Annotated in this window: 19 protein-coding genes and 1 tRNA gene; 9 read left to right on the plus strand and 11 right to left on the minus strand. The window is 47.5% G+C overall.

Annotated elements, in window-relative coordinates; all coding sequences use genetic code 11:
* The 3 genes from HKN88_05280 to HKN88_05290 form a co-directional block, all read right to left on the minus strand.
* A partial coding sequence (locus tag HKN88_05280; protein NNC97466.1) for a dihydrolipoamide succinyltransferase occupies positions 1–791 on the minus strand: 791 nt, incomplete at its 3' end.
* A 77-nt stretch (positions 792–868) separates the two neighbouring features.
* A complete protein-coding gene (locus HKN88_05285) occupies positions 869–3,709 on the minus strand; it encodes a 2-oxoglutarate dehydrogenase E1 component (protein ID NNC97467.1) in 2,841 nt (946 codons plus the stop codon).
* 272 nt (positions 3,710–3,981) lie between these two features.
* Positions 3,982–6,222 (minus strand): M3 family metallopeptidase, encoded by a 2,241-nt coding sequence (locus tag HKN88_05290; protein ID NNC97468.1) that lies wholly within the window; start codon positions 6,220–6,222, stop codon positions 3,982–3,984.
* A 238-nt stretch (positions 6,223–6,460) separates the two neighbouring features.
* Between HKN88_05290 and HKN88_05295 the strand changes: the two genes are divergently transcribed.
* Both HKN88_05295 and HKN88_05300 read left to right on the plus strand, forming a co-directional pair.
* Positions 6,461–6,907 (plus strand): nuclear transport factor 2 family protein, encoded by a 447-nt coding sequence (locus HKN88_05295; GenBank protein ID NNC97469.1) that lies wholly within the window; start codon positions 6,461–6,463, stop codon positions 6,905–6,907.
* Positions 6,908–6,943: 36 nt separating this feature from the next.
* Positions 6,944–7,423: a DUF2269 family protein gene (locus tag HKN88_05300; GenBank protein NNC97470.1), complete on the plus strand. Its 480-nt coding sequence runs from the start codon at positions 6,944–6,946 to the stop codon at positions 7,421–7,423.
* 89 nt (positions 7,424–7,512) lie between these two features.
* Here HKN88_05300 and HKN88_05305 read toward each other — a convergent pair whose 3' ends face one another.
* From HKN88_05305 to HKN88_05320, 4 genes are all read right to left on the minus strand, one after another.
* Entirely contained in the window at positions 7,513–7,695 is a 183-nt protein-coding gene (locus HKN88_05305) for a hypothetical protein (protein ID NNC97471.1), read from the minus strand.
* An 85-nt stretch (positions 7,696–7,780) separates the two neighbouring features.
* Entirely contained in the window at positions 7,781–8,977 is a 1,197-nt protein-coding gene (gene nhaA, locus HKN88_05310; protein NNC97472.1) for a Na+/H+ antiporter NhaA, read from the minus strand.
* A gap of 177 nt (positions 8,978–9,154) precedes the next feature.
* Complete coding sequence (locus HKN88_05315) at positions 9,155–11,644, minus strand: ABC transporter permease (protein NNC97473.1); 2,490 nt, start codon at positions 11,642–11,644, stop codon at positions 9,155–9,157.
* 2 nt (positions 11,645–11,646) lie between these two features.
* Positions 11,647–12,327 carry an ABC transporter ATP-binding protein gene (locus HKN88_05320; GenBank protein NNC97474.1) on the minus strand — a complete coding sequence of 227 codons (681 nt, stop codon included), beginning with the start codon at positions 12,325–12,327 and terminating at the stop codon, positions 11,647–11,649.
* A gap of 183 nt (positions 12,328–12,510) precedes the next feature.
* Here HKN88_05320 and HKN88_05325 point away from each other — a divergent pair, with 183 nt between their 5' ends.
* The 5 genes from HKN88_05325 to HKN88_05345 all read left to right on the plus strand — a co-directional run bounded on the left by HKN88_05325 (position 12,511) and on the right by HKN88_05345 (position 17,389).
* On the plus strand, positions 12,511–13,149 hold the full coding sequence (locus HKN88_05325) for an arylesterase (GenBank protein ID NNC97475.1): 639 nt from the start codon (positions 12,511–12,513) through the stop codon (positions 13,147–13,149).
* A 25-nt stretch (positions 13,150–13,174) separates the two neighbouring features.
* Positions 13,175–15,118 (plus strand): acetate--CoA ligase, encoded by a 1,944-nt coding sequence (acs, locus tag HKN88_05330; GenBank protein ID NNC97476.1) that lies wholly within the window; start codon positions 13,175–13,177, stop codon positions 15,116–15,118.
* 104 nt (positions 15,119–15,222) lie between these two features.
* Positions 15,223–15,510 (plus strand): DUF4212 domain-containing protein, encoded by a 288-nt coding sequence (locus HKN88_05335; protein NNC97477.1) that lies wholly within the window; start codon positions 15,223–15,225, stop codon positions 15,508–15,510.
* 2 nt (positions 15,511–15,512) lie between these two features.
* The gene (locus HKN88_05340) at positions 15,513–17,282 is read left to right on the plus strand and encodes a cation acetate symporter (GenBank protein ID NNC97478.1); all 1,770 of its coding nucleotides are present in this window, start codon (positions 15,513–15,515) and stop codon (positions 17,280–17,282) included.
* 30 nt (positions 17,283–17,312) lie between these two features.
* Positions 17,313–17,389, plus strand: a tRNA-Arg gene (locus tag HKN88_05345).
* A 28-nt stretch (positions 17,390–17,417) separates the two neighbouring features.
* Here the strand turns inward: HKN88_05345 and HKN88_05350 are convergent.
* The 4 genes from HKN88_05350 to HKN88_05365 are packed head-to-tail and all read right to left on the minus strand — an operon-like array spanning position 17,418 to position 21,933.
* On the minus strand, positions 17,418–18,530 hold the full coding sequence (locus HKN88_05350; GenBank protein ID NNC97479.1) for a HupE/UreJ family protein: 1,113 nt from the start codon (positions 18,528–18,530) through the stop codon (positions 17,418–17,420).
* Positions 18,530–19,756 (minus strand): hypothetical protein, encoded by a 1,227-nt coding sequence (locus HKN88_05355; protein NNC97480.1) that lies wholly within the window; start codon positions 19,754–19,756, stop codon positions 18,530–18,532. Before HKN88_05355 ends, HKN88_05350 begins: the two co-directional genes overlap by 1 nt.
* 9 nt (positions 19,757–19,765) lie before the next feature.
* Positions 19,766–20,458 carry a PKD domain-containing protein gene (locus tag HKN88_05360; protein ID NNC97481.1) on the minus strand — a complete coding sequence of 231 codons (693 nt, stop codon included), beginning with the start codon at positions 20,456–20,458 and terminating at the stop codon, positions 19,766–19,768.
* A 35-nt stretch (positions 20,459–20,493) separates the two neighbouring features.
* Positions 20,494–21,933, minus strand: coding sequence for a DUF4331 domain-containing protein (locus tag HKN88_05365; GenBank protein ID NNC97482.1), 1,440 nt, complete (start codon positions 21,931–21,933; stop codon positions 20,494–20,496).
* A gap of 278 nt (positions 21,934–22,211) precedes the next feature.
* Between HKN88_05365 and HKN88_05370 the strand changes: the two genes are divergently transcribed.
* Together HKN88_05370 and HKN88_05375 are read left to right on the plus strand one after the other, a co-directional pair.
* Positions 22,212–22,664, plus strand: a complete 453-nt coding sequence (locus HKN88_05370) for a sigma-70 family RNA polymerase sigma factor (GenBank protein NNC97483.1) — start codon at positions 22,212–22,214, stop codon at positions 22,662–22,664.
* Positions 22,661–23,437: a hypothetical protein gene (locus HKN88_05375; GenBank protein NNC97484.1), complete on the plus strand. Its 777-nt coding sequence runs from the start codon at positions 22,661–22,663 to the stop codon at positions 23,435–23,437. Before HKN88_05370 ends, HKN88_05375 begins: the two co-directional genes overlap by 4 nt.
* Positions 23,438–23,863: the final 426 nt, after the last annotated feature.

A 23,863-nucleotide genomic window follows, 5' to 3' on the forward strand; every position in this document is an offset into this window, starting at 1 on the left:
TAGTCGTGATAAATTATGTCTGTGCCTTCGATCGAGGCATTAACGACCGGGAATTTTTTCAAGGCTTCGGCCGCGGCTTTGACAAAAAACGACATAAAACCAAGTTTAACGCCGTGATCTTTAACAAATTTCTCTTTGTACTTGGCGCGTAGTGCCATGACCTCGGTCAGATCAACTTCATTGAATGAAGTGAGAATGGCCGCTTCGGATTTGGACTGCACCATGCGTTCGGCAATCTTTTTACGCAAACGTGTCATTGGCACACGACGTTCTTCACGCCCACCCAGACTGGCGACCGGTACGACCGCTTTGGATGCAGCCGCTGGTGTGGGAGATTTACTCGTGCCTTTATCCAGATAAGCCTGGACATCGGTTTTGGTGATGCGTCCGTCTTTTGCCGACGCCGGAATATCATCCGCACTCAAATTATGTTCTTCCAGCATACGGCGTACGGCCGGGCTGGTTTTCACATCACTCTCAGCATTGCTGGCAGCACTGGCGGCTGGCGCCTGGGCCTCGTCACTCGCTGCTGGCGCCGATGGAGCGGCACTTGCCGTATCGTCGATGATCGCCAATATCTCACCACTGGTTACTGTGGTGTCATCACCAATCAGGATCTCCATGAGCACGCCGTCGACCGGGGCCGGGACTTCCAAGACCACTTTGTCGGTTTCCAGGTCTACCAGGTTCTCGTCACGACTGACGCTGTCACCCGGTTGTTTGTTCCAGGTCACCACGGTGGCATCGGTAACGGATTCGGGGAGTTGAGGTACTTTTACTTCAATACTCATAATAAATTCCTGATTGCAATAAATTTGATGTTTATATAATTCGCTAAGTTAAATTTGGCTGACTGAATACGGTTTACTTATTCGTGATGCACTTCATGCGTATCATCGTGTTCGCTGTCGGAATGTACGGCATTGATATTCAATGCGTCATTAATTAATGCTTCCTGCTCGAGTTTGTGAATTCGGCCGTATCCGGTTGCCGGTGCCGATGCGTGTTTGCGTCCGGCAAAGCGCAATTCCTGATGCTTGGCAACCGGTGCCATTAAGCGATGACGAATGGAATACCAGGCGCCCTGGTTTTGCGGCTCTTCCTGACACCACACAATTTGTTTGGCATTTTTGTAGCGCGTAACTTGTTGTTCGTACAACTTGATCGGGAAAGGATACAACTGCTCAAGTCTGACCAGGGCAACGTTGTCTATCCCGCGTTTGCGACGTTCTTCCAGCAAGTCGTAATAAACCTTGCCGCTACAGAACACCACCTGTTCTACTTTATTATCGTCAAGATCATCCATTTCTTTGATAATGGTCTGGAATCCGCCATCCGTCAGTTGCCACAGGGTAGAGACTGACAACTTGTGCCGTAACAGACTTTTGGGTGTCATCACGATCAGCGGGCGACGAATGGGACGCATGATCTGACGACGCAGCATATGGAACATTTGTGCCGGAGTAGTCGGTGCACAAACTTGCATATTGTGCTCGGCACACAATTGCAAAAAGCGTTCCAGACGCGCTGAAGAATGTTCAGGGCCCTGGCCTTCATAACCGTGCGGCAGGAACATGACAAGGCCACTGTAACGTCCCCATTTTGACTCACCGGAACTGATGAATTGATCGATCACCACTTGTGCGCCATTTACAAAGTCGCCGAACTGCGCTTCCCAGATGACCAGGGTTTTGGGTTCTGCGGTGGAATACCCGTACTCAAATCCTAATACCGCTTCTTCGGATAAAAATGAATCGGTTACCCGGAAGGTAGGCTGGCCTTCACGTATGTGTTGTAAAGGAATATGTTCGGCATCTTCTGTTTGGTTATGCCACACTGCATGACGATGGAAGAATGTGCCACGGCCACTGTCCTGCCCGGTTAAACGTATTGGATAATCGTCATCCAGAATACCGGCGTAAGCCATATTTTCAGCAAAACCCCAGTCCATCGGGATCTCGTCATTGGCCATTTGCTCACGTGCCTGAATGATCTTTTTCACGCGGTTGTGTACTTTAAAGCCTTCAGGAATCGTGGTTAAGACTTTGGAATATTCAGCAACCTTTTCTTCACTTAAAGTGGTATCAACCTTATAACTCCACTTGTGTTCATTGCTGTACGGCGACCAGTCAACGGTATGTTCATTGCCGACAAAACCTAAAGTTTTTTGCGAAACCACAATGCCATTGTCCAGGCCTTCACGATAGGCACTGACCAGTTGCTTGGCGGCTGCATTATCTACAACGCCCTCTTGCTCAAGTTGTGCGGCATAGATCTCTCGAGTTTTAGGGTGCTTGCGAATCACTTGATACATTTGCGGTTGTGTGGCAGCCGGTTCATCCGCTTCGTTATGTCCGTGACGACGATAACAAACCAGATCGATGACCACATCTTTATTGAATTTATTGCGATAGTCCAGCGCCGTGCGTACGGTTTTGATGACCGCCTCGGCGTCATCGCCATTCACGTGCAAAATTGGCGCCTCGATCATTTTGGCCACATCCGAGCAATAACGGGTTGAACGTACGTCTTCGCGTTTGTTGGTGGTAAAACCAACCTGGTTATTGCAAATTATGTGCACCGTGCCGCCGGTATAAAAGCTGCGGATCTGTGACATTTGTAGGGTTTCCATGACCACGCCCTGACCGGAAAAAGCCGAGTCACCATGAATCAAGACCGGCAACACAGTTTCACCTTTAGCATCATGACGACGATCCTGGCGTGAGCGCACCGAGCCCTCAACGACCGGGTTCACAATTTCCAGATGCGACGGGTTAAATGCCAGGGCCACATGCACCGGGCCGCCCTGGGTCTGGATGTCGGTGGAAAAACCCATGTGGTATTTCACATCACCGGAACCTTTAATCTCGGTGTCGTCGAGTTTGCCTTCAAACTCGTCAAACAGATCTTGCGGCGGTTTGCCCAGTACATTCACCAGAATGTTCAAACGACCGCGATGTGCCATGCCGATCACAACTTCTTCTATCTTGGATAAACCCGACTGTTGAATGAGTTGGTCCATTAAGGGGATCAAGGCATCACCGCCGTCCAGAGAAAATCGTTTTTGGCCCACGTACTTGGTGTGCAAATAACTTTCAATGCCTTCAGCTGCGGTCAGTTGTTCCAGTGTGTGAATTTTTTCTTGTTTGCTTAAGACGGTGTTGACCGACTCGTAACGTTGATATAGCCATTCGCGCTCTTCATCGATACTCACATGATTGAATTCGGCACCAACGGTGTCGGCATACAGATCGTGCATGCGCTGTATTATGATTTTTAATGACAAACCGGTTTCACCAAAGATCTCGTCACCAAATTTCGCGTCCATGTTGCTTAAGCCATAGGTGGCTGGATCCAGTTGACTCAAGTTTTCCGGTTTAATCAATCCGAGTGGATCTAGCTTGGCCGCACGATGACCGTGTTGACGATACGCATCAATAAGTTTGTAAATTCCCAGGTCGTCCGAACCGCCCGTTGCCGGCGCCAGGGCTTTTTTGTTTTGTAAACGGTAGGCAAACTCTTCAATGATCGGAGCATGAGGAATTTCCCCGTTACTTTTTACGCCCAGTACGTCATCGAAGTACTCTTTCCAGTTATTCGCAATGCTATTTGGGTCGTCAAGATAAGCTTCGTAGATGGCTTCAACATAGGTCGCGTTGGAACCAAAAAACGGAGCCAGAATTTGCTTACTAGAGATGGATTCGGTCATGGTTGCGTATCCAAAGATCGGTTAGATTGGGTCGTGAAAAAATGACTAAAGGATTTTTATATAATTTTCAGTGACTTACGTAGGTTTGGCGATGGGCTTGGCGCATGCTTCTCTTTAATTTTCAACAGTTTAGCCTAGTTTTACGCATTTTGGAATCTTTTTGATATGTGCTATATATTGTACATTTTGGAAGCAGCTGGATTATTCAGTCGAGCATAAAAAAAACGCCCCGATCTCTCGAGGCGTTTTGTCGAATCCATTCAGTGAGTTTATTAATCCTTTTCAGGAATCGGAAACCCTCTGTCTCGCATTAAGGCTTCTATTTTTGCATCGCGACCACGGAATAAACGATAGGCTTCAGCCGGGTCGATAGAGTTACGTGGAGCAAACAAATAATTCACCAGTTTTGTAGCAACTTTCTTATCGTAAAAACCACCCGGAGCTTCCTTGAACGCTTCGGATGCATCCGAGGTTAATACGTCTGCCCACATGTAACCGTAGTAACCGGAAGAATAACCTTCGCCCGAAAAAATGTGACCGAAGTGCGTGGAACGATGACGCATGGGCAACTCTTTGGGCATGTTCAGATCAAGTAGATTTTCTTTTTCAAATTTTGCCACATCAAGCCCTTCGGGATCACTGGTGTGATAACGCATATCCATTAAGGCTGAGGCCAAATATTCGGTGGTAGCAAAACCCTGGTTAAAGGTAGCCGCGGCTTTGATCTTTTTAACCAACTCGTCCGGAATCGGTTTACCGGTTTCATGGTGCACCAGATAATTATCGATCACGGCATCAGTGCTTAACCAACGCTCTAATAACTGCGACTGGAATTCGGTGTAGTCTCGCACTCCGCCCTGCAAAGTCGGATACGCCACATCAGCGGCCAGGAAATGCAAGGCATGACCAAATTCATGGAACAAGGTGTTGGCATCATCCCAGGAGATCAATACCGCTTCACCGGGTGCGGCTTTGACGAAATTGGAATTATTCGATGCCAGAACATTTTTCTCACCATCGAATGTCGAGCGACTGCGATAGGTGGTTGCCCAGGCGCCGGAACGTTTGCCTTTGCGGGCAAAGGGATCAAAGTACCAAAGTCCAACATGGTTACCATTTGATTTTTTTGTGACCTCATACACGGTCACGTCTTCATGGAACACCGGCACTGAGCCGTCGTCGATGAGGTCGAATTTGAAATCAAACAATTCACCGGCCACATAGAACATGGCTTGCACCAGTTTGTCTTGCTGCAGGAACTGCTTTACTTCATCCGAATTCAGATCGTATTTATCGGCACGAACTTTTTCAGCGTAAAAACGATAATCCCAGGGCTCAATAGTAATATTGGCACCCTCTTTATCGGCAATGGCTTGCATGTCGACCACTTCTTCGGCCACCCGACCAATAGCCGCCGGCCATACCGCTTCCATGAGCTCGAGGGCGTTCTCCGGATTTTTGGCCATGCGGTTTTCCAGGCGCCAGGTCGCGTAATTTTTATAACCCATAAGACCGACCCGCTCGTGACGCAGTTTAAGAATATCAGCGATAACTTTTTTGTTGTCGTATTCGTCGTTGTTATTGCCACGGTTATAATAGGTTTCCCAAACTTTTTTACGCAAGTCGCGTTCGGTGGAATACGTCAGAAATGGCGACATGGAAGAACGGGTATTGGTAATGGCGTACATCCCCTCTTTGCCATTTTCTTTGGCGATTGCGGCCGCAGAATTAACAAAGGATTCGGAAAGCCCGCCCAGTTGATCCTTGGTAAGATACAACACATAGCTTTCTTCATCATGTAAAACGTTGTTACCGAATTTTGTGTGCAACTCGGAGAGTTCTTTTTGTATTTCGGCAAAGCGATCTTTTTTCTCGCCTTCAAGCGTCGCGCCACCGTGAACAAAACCTTCGTAAGATAATTCAATCACACGTTTTTGATCATCGCGCAGACCACTGTCATGGCGAGAATCGTAAACGGCTTTTAAGCGATTCAAAAGTTTCTTGTTTTGACGGATCTTGGAAGAATACTCGGAAAGCTTCGGCGCCATTTCACGCTGAATTTCACGAAACTCCGGACTTGATTTGTTCGAACTCCAGATACCGTAATACGTGAACACCCGATCAAGTTCAGGACCGGAACGCTCCAGGGCCTCCATGGTATTGGCGAAAGTGGGTGGCTCCGGGTTATTGGCGATTGCATCAATGTCTTTCAGACTTTTGGCCATGGCAATTTCCAACGCCGGTTTCAGATCTTCTACTTTCACCTTGTCAAAAGCCGGAACGCCCTGATAAGGCCCTTGCCATTCGGCGAGCAGCAGATTATCTGAATCGGCAGCCAGATTCATACCCGCCGCATCGGCTTCTTTATTCACAATCCGGGTCACATCTTTGACCGTATCTTTGATTTCTTTTTGCATAACTTCTTTATCAGCTGTGTCTGCGGTTGGGTCGGCTTTACCGCAGGCTGAGATCAACAACAAACTCGACAGAGTTATTAATAATAGTTTTTTCATAATTGTCTCTTGGATTCATGTATAAAAAATTACCCTTTAGCCGGAAAAGACTTGCTCAATATCCGGATTCATGATGCTTGGTAATCTAATTTGAACAAACGATTATAACGGCTTGTCAGAATTTGGCTATTCATGCTCTAACTCATTGATTTAAAACAATTAAGTATTCCGCGCTAAAGTCCGATAAACTGATTAAGCTAATATTCCAATCATTCATTGATAATCACAAGGACTCAGAATGTACAAAATAATCACTTTCCTGTTTGTTCTAATGGCATTCACCGTCAACCTCAGTGCTAAACCTGCCACAAATGCAGACCTTATCAAATCAAACGTCATCGCCATGTGGGCTGCAGTAGAAAAAGGCGATGTTGAAGAGTATTTGAAATATGTTCATGACGACTACACGGTGTTCGGTGAATCGGATACTTATTTGCAAAGCGGTAAAGATAAGGAACGAGCGAGTTATGCGGACTACTTGATGCGTGCGAAAAATGTTAGAACCTTCATGCATCAACCAGAATTTCATATTCGTGGCAATACTGCCTGGATGACCTACTACTGGACGGACAGTGGCACCATCAATGGTGAGCGTTTTACCTCACGCGGTAAATCAACCCGGATCTTTGTGAAAGAAAATGGCCAGTGGTTATGCATCCATGGGCATTTTACAGCGGTAGAATAAAATCATAAGCAAAATAAAATTCGCGGGACGTAAACTATGGATTACTTGAGTTGGAAAACCATTCACATTGCCAGTGTAATCATATTTATTGGCAATATCACAACCGGACTCTTTTGGGCCGCGCACGCAAAAAAATCGCGTGACTTTAAAATAATTGCCTCCACCTTCTCGGGCATCAGCAAAAGTGATCGATGGTTCACCTTACCCGGCGTCTTCGGCATTTTGATCAGTGGCGTGGCATTGGCGCTTGCGGCGAAATTTCCAATTCTCAGTACTGGCTGGATATTCTGGGCACTGATGTTATTTGCCGTATCGGGGATTGTGTTCTCGATCTGGATCGCCCCATTACAAAAACAAATTTCACAATATTGCGAAACTCAAAACTCCGATGAAAAAAGCTGGAATCACTTCACTTCCCTGTATAAAAAATGGGAAATTTACGGATTAATTGCTTTATTTAGTCCTGCAATTGCTTTTGTACTAATGGTACTGAAGCCCGGCATTCCAGGCCTTTAATTAAAATAATGAGCAATTAACAGTGTTTAAACGGATTCTGTGATCTGTTCTTTAGATCCCTGACTTAGCGCATGATGTATTGATCGTATCTAGTTGTTGTCGGAGTTCGATTTTGATTTAGTGTTCCACATTGCACGAATCACTCTTATCCAAAAGATTAATTCGGCCACACACCCCAGCACGATCAGTATTGTGGCTTGCATCGCAAATCCGAAGGCGTACAAAAGTATTGCAATAATCAGAACCGCAATGGTTATCATGTGTCGGCTCATGTCGCCTCGCCGCCCGTAATAACAGTAACGATATGTTTATAGGTGAGAAAACAACTCATCAGAATTCATTCCTAAACCGCAGCAGTCATGATGTTTTTTCCAGCTTAGTCGCATATGCACTTCGCAAGACCAGATAGCCAATAATCCCTGAAGCAATAGATCCAATAATGATTCCAAGACGCTCATCAAACAATAAATTGACACCGGTCTCCTCAAATGCAAGCGAACCAATAAACAGACTCATAGTGAACCCGACGCCACATAAAGCTGCTGTTCCATACAAACTCTTCAGGGACATGGCTTTTGGTAAACTGGTCAGTTTTAGTTTAATCGCCAGCCAACACAATCCAAATATACCAATCTGCTTGCCGGCAAATAATCCGAGCGCAATTCCTGCGGGTACACTGTGCGTGACCTGCTCTAAACCTACACCCTGCAAATTTATTCCTGCATTGGCAAAAGCGAATACAGGTAATATGACAAATGCCACAATCGTATGCAGGTCATGCTCAAGACTTTTTAGTGGAGAATACTCCGGTCTGGATTTCGACTTGATGGGAATAAACATTGCAAGTAACACTCCTGCAAGTGTTGCGTGTACGCCTGATTTCAGCATGGCAACCCACATCACAAGCCCGATCAGGAGGTAGGGACTTTTGTTACAAACATTACGCTTGTTCAGTATGGTCAAAATCGGAAGACAAAGTGCAACAATAACAAGAGCAGTAATTGAGATCTTGCTGGTGTAAAAGAATGCAATAATCAGGATCGCACCCAGATCATCAAATATCGCTATAGATGTTAAAAATATTTTTACGGAAGTTGGCACTCTGGAACCCAGCAGTGCAAGGATACCCAAAGCAAATGCAATATCGGTTGCTGCCGGAATTGCCCACCCCTGCATGGCAATCGGATCCTTATAATTAAAATACATATAGATTAGAGCCGGTGCTAACATTCCACCTATTGCTCCGATGCCAGGAAGAATAATATTGCGTTTATCGGCAAGCTCACCTTCCAGTAACTCACGTTTTAATTCAAGTCCTACAAGAAAAAAGAATAAAGCCATTAATCCATCATTAATCCATAACAACAAAGGCTTAGCAATTTCCAGCCGTCCAATACGGATCTCGACAGGAGTAGAAATAAGCATATCGTAATAGATATGTAATGGAGAATTGGCAAAAACTATGGCCAAAACGGCCGAACACATTAATAATATGCCTGCCGATGATTCCAGTTTAAAAAAATCATTTATAAATGCTTGCGAGGTTTTGATCATGATTTAAAGGTCCATTAAATTTCTGAAATTTCTGAAATTTCTGAAATTTCTGAAATTGATCCGATATTGTTATATAGATATTGTTAATAGAATTAATTGCAAATTTTGAAACCTTACCTACAGTATTATTTGAACTGGGGCACTTGTAAAAGTACGCGTTAGAAAATTGATTTTTGCTCACCCTACTGCCCGTAATGACTGCAAGGGCGGCACCGTTACGATGGATTTACTGCGCCATAAGCCCAAAACTCCAATGATCAAGGCACCACCCACGGGTCCCAGCAACCAGATCTCCGGGTGAAACTCGTGTTCGATCTGGAACATATAGGTCTGTAGTAAATAAATAACGGCTTCAGCGCCAACCGCGGCGATCAAGCCTGATAACAAACCCAATAGAACGAATTCGATTCCCAATACCCCGAGAATAGTCTTGCGACTGCTGCCCAGGGTTCTTAGCACCGCGCTTTCTTGCAAGCGCTCATCGAAAGAAGAGTTAATCGCGGCAAACATCACCAAGCCGCCACAAGCAAGTACCAATAACAACATCAGCTCCAGACCCAAAGTCACCCGATCGATGATCTTGCGAATAGTGTTTATGATCTCGTCCAGATCAATGACAGCGATAGTCGGGTATTGCTTTAAGACATCGTTCACCACGATCTTTTTCTCGCGTGGAATGAACACACTGGTTATGGACATATTCGGGTACTTGTCCAACACACCGGTCGGAAACAGAAAATAGAAATTCGGCTGCATGTTCTCCCATTTCAGGGTTCGTATACTGCTCACCGTCGTTATGAGTTGTTGCCCGCCAACACTAAAGGTCAACGAATCACCGATCTCAAGCCCCAGATCCGTGGCGACTTCTTTTTCAACCGACACGCCTTGTTCGACCGGCGTACCCGCTAATCCATCCCACCACTGCCCTTTTACGATCTGGTTATCCAATGGTAAAGTATCCGCGGTACTTAAATTAACTTCTCGCCGTACGGATTCCGAGCGACGCTGTTGTGCTTCACTTAGAACTGTGTCGTTAATCTCGGTGATTCGTGCCCGTACCAATGCATACCAGGCTTGCGTAGTGAAATCCTGCTGTTGCAAAATGTTATTCACCGCTTGTACTTCATGAGGAGCGACATTCACCACAAAATGATTGGGCGCATCTGGCGGCATTTTGAGTTTCCAGTCATCGATCAGGGAAGTTCGTACCGTGATCATGATCAGTAACAACAAGGTCGTGGCGCCAAAAGCGACCATCTGCAGCAAGGTTTGTGTGCGTCGCCGCCACAGATTGGCCAAGGCTAGTCGCCAACGACTGCCCGCCCAGTGTGAAACCCTTTTACCAATTGCGAGTAAAAAATATCCGAAAACTCCCGTCACCAAACACACCGCGAACAAGCCACTCAGAAAATACACCGCCATTGACATGGAACCGCTATACCAGATCACCAAGGCAAAAATTACGCCAATCCCGATCAACAAACGCGAACCCTGACTACTCATGGAAACCTGAATGTCACGACGCAGAACCCGCAACGGCGGGATGCCAGGTAAATGCCAAATGGCGGGCAAGGCAAAGCCCAGTAAACAGGCTATTCCGGTCACAAAGGCCGCTATCATGGGTTTGGCGTCGGCGGGCGGGATTCCCTGTGGTAAAAGGTCTTTAATAGAGCCCAATAATCCCAGATGAATTAACCAGCCTATGCATAATCCGATCAAAGTTGCGAGAAACGCCAACAAGGCGCATTGCAAAAAATAGATTCGACGGATCTGTACAGCTTGCAAACCCCAACTTTTGAATAAGGCGACTTGATTAATGTGGCGCGTGGCGTAGCGATGACTGGCCAGTGCCAGTGCGATGGCAGATAACATCACCCCGACACTGCCTGCGAGCAATAAGAACTGACGACCCTTTTCCAGTGTACTTTGCAGATTCTCTTGCGCGTTTTGTGGTGAGACCAGACTTTCATGCGGCGACTTTTGTTGTTTGACCCACTCTCCAAATGCCTGGACGTCTTTTTCATCACCGGCCACCAGCAATTTGTAGCGAACTCTGCTACCCGGTTGAATAACCTTGCTTTCGGGAATGTCGGCATAGTTCATTAGTACACGCGCCCCGAAAGCCGAAAAACCGGTGGCTCCGTCGGGTTCAGCAACCACAATCTTGGTCGCCTTGAGTTTTGCCTCACCAACTTCCAGCATGTCACCAAGCTGAATATCCAATAAGGGGATCAAGCGCTCTCCTATCCAGACCTCACCGGGTGGCGGCACCTCGGTGGTTTTGGTCCAGTCATCTGGATTCGCGGTGAAAGCCACATCACTCACGGTCAGTTTGCCGCGTAATGGATAGGTCGCCTCCACGGCTTTAACCGAGGCCAGATTGGAATCGTCACCACGAAACAACATCGAGGCAAACTCGATCACACGTGCCGACTGCAGGCCCATGGCCTTGGCCTTTGTTAAATAATTAGCCGAAAAATCTTTGGAACTGCGGACCACCATATCAGCGGCCAGAAAACTGCTGGTTTCACGATTCAGGGCTTTTTCCACTCGATCGGCGACCAGGGTGATCGAAGTCACAACAGCCACCGCCAATACCAAAGCCGTGGCGATCAATCCAAGTTGACCACCCTTCCAATCGCGAATTAAGAGTTTCCAGATCAGCATGCTTAAGAGTCTTGTGGCACGAGTTGTCCGGCTTCGATGCGTAATATGTTCTGACAGCGATCAGCCAGGCGTTGTTCATGCGTTACCAGAACCAGAGTGGCCGCCTCTTCTTGATTGATGGCAAACAGCAGGTCACTGACCTTTTCACCGGTTTTGGCATCCAGGTTTCCGGTCGGCTCGTCGGCAAACAATATTTTCGGGTTACAGGCAAAGGCGCGCGCAATTGCCACCCTTTGTTGTTCGCCACCCGATAAAGTTCGAGGATAATGCTTGAGCCGGTCGGACAAACCCACGCGCGCCAGATACCCGGCGGATTGTTGTTCGGCCGTTTTATCCCCGCGTAATTCCAGAGGCAAAGCTACATTCTCCAAAGCGGTAAGACTGGGTAATAACTGAAAGGTTTGAAACACAAAACCAACCAGTTCGGAACGCATGGCTGCCCGTTGTTCTTCGTCCAGGGCCGTGATCTCTTGTCCGGCCAGGTGAATACTTCCGGAACTGGGCACATCCAGTCCGGCCAATAAGCCCAGGAGTGTGGATTTACCGGCACCCGAGGGTCCAACAATGGCCAGACTTTCCCCGGATGCGAGGCTGAAATTAATGTTATCCAGAATTTTTAATTCATTGTCACTGGTTGAAACTACTTTACTCAGATTTTTGGTTACAATGGCTTGGTCTGTCATGGCTTGGGCTGTCATGGATTGCTCTGTTAATAACCGAAGGCGTTTCGATTAATTATTAATATGTTTAAAACTATTCTATCAATCATTGCGGTACTAATCATTGCCCTGTTCTCATACATCATCTGGCAAGACGCCAGCGTGCAGTTGCAAGAACGATCCGAACAAAACCGGCAAACTGCCGACATGCAAACCGTGCAAGCGCCTGCTCTTGCAGACGACACTTTGGCTTCGGTAGATATTGACTCCAAGACCACAACGATCCTGGATGAGCGTAAGCGAATTCTGGTCCTGGGTGACAGTCTGACTGCGGGCTATGGCATTGTACTGGAAAAATCCTGGCTGCATTTGCTTGAACAGGAATTGAACTCGTCAGCTGAAAACCGCTACCGACTCATCAATGCCGGAATCTCCGGCGATACCACAGGTGGTGGTTTAGCACGCTTGCCGCAAGCACTTGAACAACACAAGCCCGAGGTCGTGATCGTGGAACTCGGTGGCAACGATGGCTTGCGCGGATATCCGGTTAAGAACATTCGTGACAATTTAAGCAAGATCATTGCAACGGTTAAAGCCACTGGCGCCAAAGTGGTTTTAGCCGGAATTCAGATCCCGCCCAATTATGGTCAACGGTACACCGAAACCTTTGCCGCAATTTACCCACAACTGGCCAAAGAGCAAAATGTCCCACTGATCCCGTTCATCCTTGACGGTGTTGCCCTGAAAGAAGAATGGATGCAACAAGATGGCATTCATCCGAACGAGGATGGACAAGAACAGATTAAAAATAATGTATTATCAAGTTTAACCAAAGTTCTCGAGTAAATAATTACCCGCACAAGGAAATCCCATGTCTGACAAGTACCCTGTTCCTGCCGCTTATGCCAAACACAGCAAGCTGAATAATTCAGAGTATTTGGCCATGTACAAAGAGTCTGTTGAAGACAATGAGGCTTTTTGGGACAAACACGGCAAGCGTCTGGACTGGTACAAGCCCTACTCCAAGATCAAAGATACATCGTTTAAGAAAGACGATCTGCATATTCGCTGGTATGAAGACGGACAATTGAATGTTTCGTATAACTGCATCGATCGCCATCTGCCTGAACGCGCCACACAGACCGCCATCATCTGGGAAGGTGACGACCCTGCCAACTCCAAATCGGTTTCTTTTCAGAAACTGCACGATGAAGTGTGCAAATTCTCCAATGTGTTAAAAGATCTCGGCATCAAAAAAGGCGATCGCGTCACTTTGTATATGCCGATGATCCTGGAAGCGGCTTACGCGATGCTCGCCTGTAGCCGAATTGGTGCTATTCATTCGGTAGTTTTTGGCGGATTCTCACCCGAAGCATTGGCGGGTCGCATTATTGACTGCAAAAGTAATATTGTGATCACCGCCGATGCGTCCAATCGTGGTGGCAAACAGATCCCACTCAAAGCGAATGTGGATGCGGCTGCGAAAAAACCGGGAGTGATGGATTATCTGGAAAAAGTTCTAGTGATCAAGAACACGGGTACAAGTGTGGACTGGAATGACGCACTCGATCACTGGTATGCACCATTACACGCACAAGCGGCTGCAGAATGTGAACCCGAGATCATGCAGGCCGAAGATCCTTTATTTATTCTGTACACCTCGGGTTCAACCGGCAAACCCAAAGGGGTGTTGCACACCACCGGCGGTTACCTGGTATATGCCTCAATGACCCACGAATACGTGTTCGACTACAAACCCGGCGATGTTTACTGGTGCACCGCAGACGTTGGCTGGATCACCGGGCACAGTTACATTGTGTATGGCCCCCTCGCGAATGCAGCGACCACTTTAATGTTTGAAGGCGTACCGAGTTATCCCGATTACTCACGCTTTTGGCAAATTTGCGATAAACACCAGGTCAACATGTTCTACACCGCACCCACTGCCATTCGCGCCTTGATGCGTGAAGGCGATGCATTAGTGCAAGCCACCTCACGCTCTTCATTAAGACTCTTGGGAACGGTTGGTGAGCCCATCAATCCGGAAGCCTGGGACTGGTACTACAAAGTGGTCGGCGACAGTCGCTGTCCGATCGTGGATACCTGGTGGCAAACCGAAACTGGCGGAATAGCACTCACGCCATTGCCAGGCGCTACCAAACTCAAACCGGGTTCAGCCACGCGTCCGTTCTTTGGCATACAGCCAGCGCTAGTTGATGACCAAGGCAACATACTGGACGGTGAAGCCGAAGGAAATTTAGTGATCACCGACAGCTGGCCCGGTCAAATGCGTACCGTGTATGGCGATCACGAGCGTTTTGTGAAAACCTACTTTTCAGATTTTCCGGGTAAGTACTTTAGTGGTGATGGTGCCCGTCGTGACGCGGATGGTTACTACTGGATCACCGGTCGCGTGGACGATGTTCTGAATGTGTCCGGACATCGCCTGGGAACCGCCGAGATTGAAAGTGCCCTGGTTGCGCACCCTTCGGTTGCCGAAGCCGCCGTGGTGGGTTGCCCGCATGAGATCAAGGGTCAGGGAATTTACGCGTATGTGTGCTCTAACCGTGGCGTGGACGACACACCCGAACTGCACCAAGAACTCAAACAATGGGTGCGCAAAGAAATTGGACCCATCGCGACACCCGACTACATCCAATTTGCCGGTGGCTTACCAAAAACCCGGTCTGGAAAGATCATGCGTCGGATATTACGAAAAATAGCCGCCAATGATCAGGAACATTTGGGTGATATCTCAACCTTGGCCAACAGTGAAGTGATCCAGGCATTAATCGATGGACGCCTCAATAAGTGACGTTATTAAAATATAATCGACAATTTAATAACGTCATCCCGGAAATCACAAAGTGATTATCCGGGATCCAGTAAAATCTGCACTATAAAAAATAAAAAACCAACATGAAAAACAATCAACAACTTTACTGGAAAAAGAACATACGCCTGATCCTCAGATGTCTTGTGATCTGGTTTGCTGTGTCATTCGGATGCGGCATTTTATTTGTTGATCAACTCAACCGGTTTTCGATCGGCGGTTACAAACTGGGTTTCTGGTTTGCCCAACAAGGCTCGATCTATGTTTTTCTGATCTTGATCTACTATTACACACGCAGCATGAGCAAACTGGATAAAGAGTTTGATGTGCACGAAGATTACAAGTTACCGCGTATGAGTAAGGTCGAAGATTAAGCATGGAATTAAAGACCCTGACCACCATTGTGGTGTTTGCCACATTTGCCTTATACATCGGTATCGCGATCTGGGCACGCGCACGTTCGACCTCGGATTTCTATGTGGCCGGCAGTGGCGTACACCCGGTTGCCAATGGCATGGCAACTGCGGCCGACTGGATGTCGGCCGCCTCCTTTATTTCCATGGCCGGCCTGATCGCCTTTCAGGGTTACGACGCCTCGGTGTATTTGATGGGCTGGACCGGCGGCTTTGTGTTACTGGCTTTATGCCTGGCGCCTTACTTACGAAAGTTTGGCAAATTCACCGTGCCGGAATTTATCGGTGACCGCTTTTATTCCAAAACCGCCCGCATTGTGGCGGTCATTTGCCTGATCGTGGCTTCCATCACCTATGTCATCGGGCAAATGAAGGGCATTGGTGTGGCGTTCTCGCGCTTCCTGGAAGTCGATTACAACACCGGTTTATATGCCGGAATGGGCATTGTGTTTTTCTACGCCGTACTTGGCGGCATGAAAGGCATCACATACACCCAGATCGCCCAGTATTGTGTTTTGATCTTTGCCTACACCGTGCCGGCAATATTCATCTCATTAAGCATTACCGGAAATCCGGTCCCACAATTCGGACTGGGCTCCACTCTCGCCGATGGTAGTGGCACTTATATGCTGGATAAACTCGATAGCGTTTTGAAAGACCTGGGCTTTGCCGAATACACCGTACAAAAGGGTTCAACGCTGAATATGTTTTTCCTGACTTTGTCCTTGATGATCGGAACGGCCGGACTCCCGCATGTGATCATCCGATTTTTCACCGTGCCCAAAGTGGCCGATGCGCGCAAGTCGGCGTTTTATGCGCTGTTGTTTATTGCCGTTCTGTACACCACTGCACCCGCGGTCGGTTCCATGGCGCGCTTGAAATTGATGCAAACCATTAACCCGGAATCCGGTCAGGCACTGGAATATGCCGAGCGACCCACGTGGTTCAAGAACTGGGAAAAAACCGGACTACTCGAGTTTGAAGACAAAAATTCTGACGGCCGTATCCAGTATTACAATGACCAGAATCCCGATTTTGCCGCTTTCGCCGCACAGGCGGGATGGAAAGGTAATGAAATGATCAAAGTGGACCGCGACATCATGGTGTTGGCAAATCCCGAGATCGCTAAATTACCCAACTGGGTAATAGCCCTGGTAGCTGCCGGTGGTATCGCCGCGGCCTTGTCCACTGCCGCGGGATTATTGCTTGCCATCGCTTCAGCCATTTCGCACGATCTGTTAAAGGGCGTGTTTATGCCCAAGATCAGTGAACGACGCGAACTTATGGCCGGACGTATCGCCATGGCCGGCGCCGTCTTGGTAGCAGGCTGGTTGGGCATTAATCCGCCCGGCTTTGCCGCACAGGTTGTTGCCCTCGCCTTCGGGCTTGCGGCTTCCTCTATCTTTCCTGCCTTGATGATGGGGATATTCAACAAACGCATGAACAAACAAGGCGCAATCGCGGGAATGCTGGTTGGTCTGTTCTCAACCTTGTTGTATATTTTCTGGTTTAAGGGATTTTTCTTTGTGGCCGATTGGGCAGTCGCTGAAAACACTTCCGATAACTGGTTATTGGGAATTTCACCAGAGGCATTTGGTGCGGTTGGCGCTTTGTTGAATTTTTCCAGCGCTTATGTGATTTCCAAGTTCACCACACCTCCACCTGAAGACATTCAACACCTGGTGGAAAACATTCGGGTACCCAGGGGCTCTGGCTTGGCAAGTTCTCACTAATGCTTAACAATTAAAACCGAAAATAATTAAGCCCCGGTAGCTCAGCTGGATAGAGCGTTTGCCTCCTAAGCGAAAGGTCGCAGGTTCGAATCCTGCTCGGGGCACCAGTACATAGCTAGTCTCATTGCGTCTCGCTTAAATATTATTCATGACGCGTTCCAATATCCATGACGAGGCCAAAATGCCGACCAGTAATGAAGACACCGGAACAAAATAACGCACCAGTTTTTGTTTTGCAGAGATCAACATCATTAATGGAAACATCACCAAAACCACCGCTAATTGGCCCAGTTCCACACCCAGATTAAAGCCAAACAGGCTCATTAGACCCGGGGTTTCATTTGCACTGATCTCTGCCAGTGCACCGGCAAAACCAAACCCGTGAATCAGGCCAAAGGCGTAAGCGATCTTCCACCCGACGTTCATCCTTGGCTTAACAATATTCAGCATTGCGGCCAACAGCACACTTGCGGCAATAACAATTTCAACCGGGCCTGAGGGTAAACTGATCTTGCCCAGTGCAACCAGACTTAATGTGATCGAATGCGCAACGGTAAATGCGGTAACAATACCGAGCACCTTCCACCATTGTGTTCTAATCTCACCCAGTCTAAGCAATGGCAATAACAGCACTAGCAAAAAAGCCAGGTGATCATAGCCTTCCAGAATATGCAGGAAACCTTCGTGTCCAAAGCTAATAAATTGTTGACTGGCTGCGGTCTTTTGCAGTTTAAGATCATGACTACCCTGCCCAATGATGAGCTGGCCTGTATTTCCGGAACCGGAAACATTTAGTACACCTCGATGGCTTTGCTCTATTTCATCGAATAATGAAAAATGCATACCCGATACCGGATGCACAGATGTACAATTTATAATGGCATTCAAAACCACTAACGGAATATTCTCTCGGTATTTGATACCTGCAATTTTTTCAGCAAAGCGCATTGCACAGGCATCCTCGCCTGAATTGAATTGCAACTTTTGAAGTATGTAAGCTTGTATCACTTCCCGACTTTGGTTCAATTCTTGCAGTTGTAATTTGGCGTCACGGTTGTGATCCAGAGGTAAAATTTGGGCAAGGTCCAGCAAATCTATTTCCAGACTCAGACTGGCGACCTGGTCATCCTTTATCTCCAAATGCAAAACCGTGTGACTATTGCTGTGGGCAAAAACTGTTGCTGGCAAGAACAGAATGGCCAGCCATAAGCAAAAAATTCTGGACAGATGTGTGCGTAAGATCTTCATCAGAGAATCGAGGGGCTGTTTGACTGTTTGCGCCAGGTATCAATTTCTTGTTCGATTGCACTGTATTCAGCATCATTCACGGATCTGGCACATAGGAGTAGCAGCTCTGCATCTTCCCAGGCTTTTTGCAATGCCCAGTTCTGTTTCGCCAATTCCAGTGCCATGACGGGGTTTTGTTGCAGGTAGAGTTGATACATGGCTTTCTCACGCAAGAAATCCTGTGGCGCAAGTAAGGGGCTGTTCAGTTGTTTCTCCAGCGCTTTTTGATACTCGTCACCCGCATGCTTGCTTTTTTGTGTTGCGATACTCAAGCGTAATAACACCGGTATTTCCATTGACTCATTAGACAATAACTCGATCACCTCACTGTGTTGTCCCAACTCGCGTAACACATCGGCATAGTGCAGACGAGTAACAAGGTCTGTGGCACCGACTTCCATGCTACGTTCATACAGTTCACGCGCCAACTGGTAATTTTTTGCAGCAACAGCAGCTTCTGCGTATACCGCATACAGCCATTGTTGTTCAGTGGGCGCCAGAGCAGAAGCATTGTTGAGCAGTTGTTCAGCGGAACTCAATACACTCTGATAAAAGCCGCCTGATAATCGAATTTCCAAGGCACAAATTTGTGCAAGTGTTGGTCTTCCCAGGATTGCAATTTTCAGACAGGTGTTTCTAGCTTGGCTAAGTAAGCCTAAACGACGCCAGATATCGGCTAGAAAAATGTAGGCCTCAACATCTTTTGTATGCATTTTAAGATAGTGCTGAAGATCGTCTGCAGCCTGCCTGAATTCATGATTACTTTGCAGAATACGCACTCGCAACAACCACAACTCTCTGGGTGGTGCTACTGTGTGCCACCATTTGGCCAGAGCCCCTTTGGCGTAACCGTAATAACGCGGGTCGCCAGTTTTTCGGTATGTGGATAATGCTGCTTCTACATAGGTACGGGTGAGGTCTACAGACTCGGGGTTTTCACGCAATTGATTTCGCAGGACAAGTAAACTCTCAGATTCAACAGAGTCCGGACCACGATAATCCTGATCCAGTTCTAATAATACCGCGTCGGAATTGTAGGCATTTAGCGACATGATCGTTGGCTCACCGGGCTGTTTGTGCACAAGCGCCAATCCGATGACCAGGCTCGTGATGATTATTGGAAATAAAGCACCCGTCAGAAGATTATTCTGCTGACGGGGCTTTACGCTGTGGGTAGCTTGATTCACAAAATTGACTTAGTTTGTGACCAGAAGGTCGTCATAGGCCGCTTCATTGTCTGCATCCGGATCTTCAAACGGGATATCATTGATCTCGCTTGGTTCACTGTTTGCATCACGTGAAAATTGCGTCTTTGTGAACTTGGTAAAATTGCGGTTGCTCACTTCAACGTCCTGAGTGACCGCATTACTCGCCCCGCCGTTATCCGTTACCGTTAAGGTAACTTCGTAGGTTCCAGCCGCAGCAAATGTGTTGCTGATCATTTCACCTTTGGCACCAAATGACCAGGCATAGCTGTCGATCGTCCCGTCACTGTCGCTGCTCTCACTGGCGTCAAAATCGCAAGTGAGATCAACACAGGTAAAACTGAACGCTGCTACAGGCTTGTCGTTCACAGTGACATTACGGGTTACACTTCTACTCGCGCCGTCGTCGTCAGTTACCGTCAAAATCACAGCATACGTACCTCCAGCTGCAAAAGTTGTGCTTGCCATTACTCCTTCGTCTCCGAAGGACCACTGGTAACGGGTAATATTGCCATCCGAATCCGAACTGGATGACCCGTCAAAGTCGCAGTCCAAGCCATCACACTCGAAGGTAAAACTGGCTAATGGCCCTACATTAACGACCTCGTCGTTATCTGACGAGTTACTGCACGCTGTTAGAAACAACAGCGCCAGTAACATTGTCATGTATTTATTGATCTTCATTTATGTACTCCTGTTTGAGTGATCTGAAATATCGCTTAGTTCGGCGAACCGGGTAATGGCGTTTTCAGATACGGGAACGCTGCATCGAATTGATTTGCGTCGACATAAGCACCATCGGTAAAGGGCAATTGTCCGGCCGGTGCGTCAGTCTCAGGAAGCAGAACACCCATCACAACCCGTAAGGCAATATCAACCACATCATCACCTGGACGGCGCCCATTCGGGAATCCGGCAATGTCACCTGCCAGAACGGCTAGCGGCTCTTGATCGGCTGCGGCAACCGCATCAATGGCGGTATTCAGGCGCAACATTTCAGATGCAACTACGCCACTTGGCTGGTTGAGTCCGCTCACACCGGTCAGGAATCCAGCTACCAGATCGTTACGTGGAAAAGAATTTGGCGCAACGGCTGCCGGATACAAGATCTCGATCAATTCCGGCAAGGTCGGATTGGTTACATACGTCGCAAACTGGCCATCATCTTTGGGCTCGGAATGATTAAAACGGTCTTTATCTGGAAGACCAATGACCACTTCATTCACCAGCGGTGAACCTAATCTGGACACTTGGGTGTAAGCACCGCCATGGATCGCGCCGCCTTTTTTCATTTTGTTCGGCGATGGATTCAGGATACGCGCTTGACGTTTACTCGCTGTGGTCCAGGCACCAATGATTGTGTTATCCGCACTGGTTAAACAGCTTTTTTCGACTTCAAGTGCGAGTGTGGTCACATTCTTGTCTGCAAGGGTGTTTAACTCGCCGTTAGCAGGTCCCAAAGGATTGGTATTGATCAGATCGAAGGTCTCGCCCAGATTCACAACAAAACCCTCTTTACGTTGTCCGACAAATACTTTGCCCATTCCGCAACCGGGTATCGCCACGTCATAGATATGCGAATTGGCATATTCCATGTATTGCGGCAAGGTTTTTTTACCAATATTGTCAACTGGTTTGGTAAAAGTGGTCGCGCCTCCGTTCATCATGCTCACCGCATCGGATGTGCCGGTACGACGATCACCACGGATTACATTCACACTGTAAAACTCGGTAACGTTAAGATTTCCTGTGTCGGCAGAGTCAGGACCGACTCCACCGGCCTGGGCCAAGGGGATGGCAACATCTACGCCGTCAACATTCAGACTAATGCCTTTGACAACCGTATCGAATTTGAATTGAAACGTAATGTCTTCGACAGCGTCCGCATTATTATCAATATGGATCTCGTAAATTGCGTCATCGTCCATAGTGAAATAGTTGGGACCGCCATAGGCGTCCTGTAAAGGAATATAGTTGGCCAGCAAGGTCACAAAATCACCACGACCCGCCTCATAGCTATTGAACATATAAAAGTCTGTGCCATCAACTTTTGGGGCCTGGGTAATGAATGGTGCTTCGCGGTGGCTGGATGCATTGGCGGTTACGCTGAAAATAACCGCCATTACAGTCAGTAATAGTTTATTTTTTGCGAATGTCATACTTTCTCTCCTGTTGGATTTAAGGTAATCTGACCTTCAAAATAGTCAGATACACCCCTTATGCGTATGAAATCCAAGATCGGATGCAAAAAAGTTGATTTTTTTGCATCCGGTTTGAAATTCAATACGTAAAAAGCGTAATGACAGCCAAAAAACCATAAATACTTCTTGGGAGCTATATACGCGTGGATGAGACTTATCTAGTTGATTTAATTAATAAATGTGCTCAAAAAAATGAGCAGGCATTCAGGGACTTATATAATGAGATCGCCCCGAAAATGCTGGCGGTACTGGTGCGTATGTTGAAAGACCGCCAGGTTGCCGAAGACGCCTTACAAGATTCCATGATCGCGGTCTGGGATGCTGCAGACACCTACGAGCCCCAACGGGCCAAGGTCAGCACCTGGATGATCTCGATTGCGCGCTACCGAGCACTGGACCAATTACGCAAACTCGGTCGTTATCGCGAGGTTTTGCAAGAAGACCAAACCGAAATAAATGTAGTGCTTGGCTCCGGACCAGAAAGTAATCCTTTGTCCGGTGCGACCATTGAGCGTTTGGAAAATTGCTTTAGTCAATTATCCGAGAACGCATCAACCTGTATTCAATTTGCCTATCTGGGTGGATACAGTGCTAGCGAGATCGCGAAAAAGATCAGTAAACCACTGGGCTCGGTCAAAAGCTGGATACGCCGCGGACTGGTTACATTACGCGAGTGTGTAGAGCTATGAATTATTCACGTCAAGAACTCGCAGATTTTCTCGGCATGCGCTATGTGACCGGCCTTCTACGCGGCCCCGCGCGTACTCGTTTTACCAAATTACTGCAAAGCAATGATGTACTGCGCAAGGCCGTTGATCGCTGGGAAGAATTATTGTCCCCGCTTGCATGGTCATTGGAACCCGTTCAACCGTCCGAGCTGGTACTTCCGCGAATCATGCGTAAGATCCGGGCAAACAATAACGGCGCCTCAAACGCTTCAACAAAGCCGGTGACATTGGATACTAAAGCCAGAGATCGAAGATCCTGGTTTATGACCAGCGCGGCCGCCGCACTCGCGGTCATTTCCTCAATAGGCTGGTGGCAAACCAGCCAACGCCCACCCGAGGTGGTTACCGAACGTGTGGTTGAAACCGTTACACAAGCCGTGCCCGAGGCAGCCGATATTGCTGTGATCAATTCCGCAGAAGGCAAACCGATCTGGATTACGCGTATTTATTCCAAATCGGAGCGCATTGATATTCAGGTTCAAACCGGACCGGATGAAGTAACAGATAAAGATTACCAGCTCTGGGCTTTAACCGATGCTGGTGTGCCAGTGTCTTTGGGATTGTTGCCAAAATCTGATGAGATCAGTCTGCAGTTAGGTGAAGCCGAACTGGAAGCACTTAAAACAACAGGCACTTTGGCGGTTAGTCTTGAGCCCCTGGGTGGTTCGCCGCAGGCTGTTCCAACCGGTCCGGTGTTGTTTACCGCCGCGCTATTTCCGGGAGGAAAAACCTGAATCTGGATAAGGTATTTTCAATCAGACACGCATAAAACCATTTGTTCCTACACATGGTGAACCGGAGATTGTCAATTCACCGAATTACAGCGAATAAATAAAAAAGACCTCACTGTACGAATTCCCGGAAACAACAAAGTTGTTATCCGGGATCTAGTGGCTTTTAGCTTATCTTAGTGGGATATACAAAATACTTCCTGTATTTTGCCCTTCGGGCTATCACTTTGTGATTTTTCAATTCGCTCCAGACGAATTGACTGATAGCAGATACATCCATGAATCTGGCCTTCGGCCCTCATCACTCATGATGAGGCTACAAATTGCTCTGTGACCACCATGGATGGTGGAAATGCAGAAAATGAATGGATCAATTTTCTGCCAATTTGTGAACCGGAAACTGTCAATCCACCGAATTACGGCGAATAA

The organism is Gammaproteobacteria bacterium, assembly GCA_013001575.1.
In the GTDB taxonomy this organism is placed as follows: domain Bacteria; phylum Pseudomonadota; class Gammaproteobacteria; order Steroidobacterales; family JABDMI01; genus JABDMI01.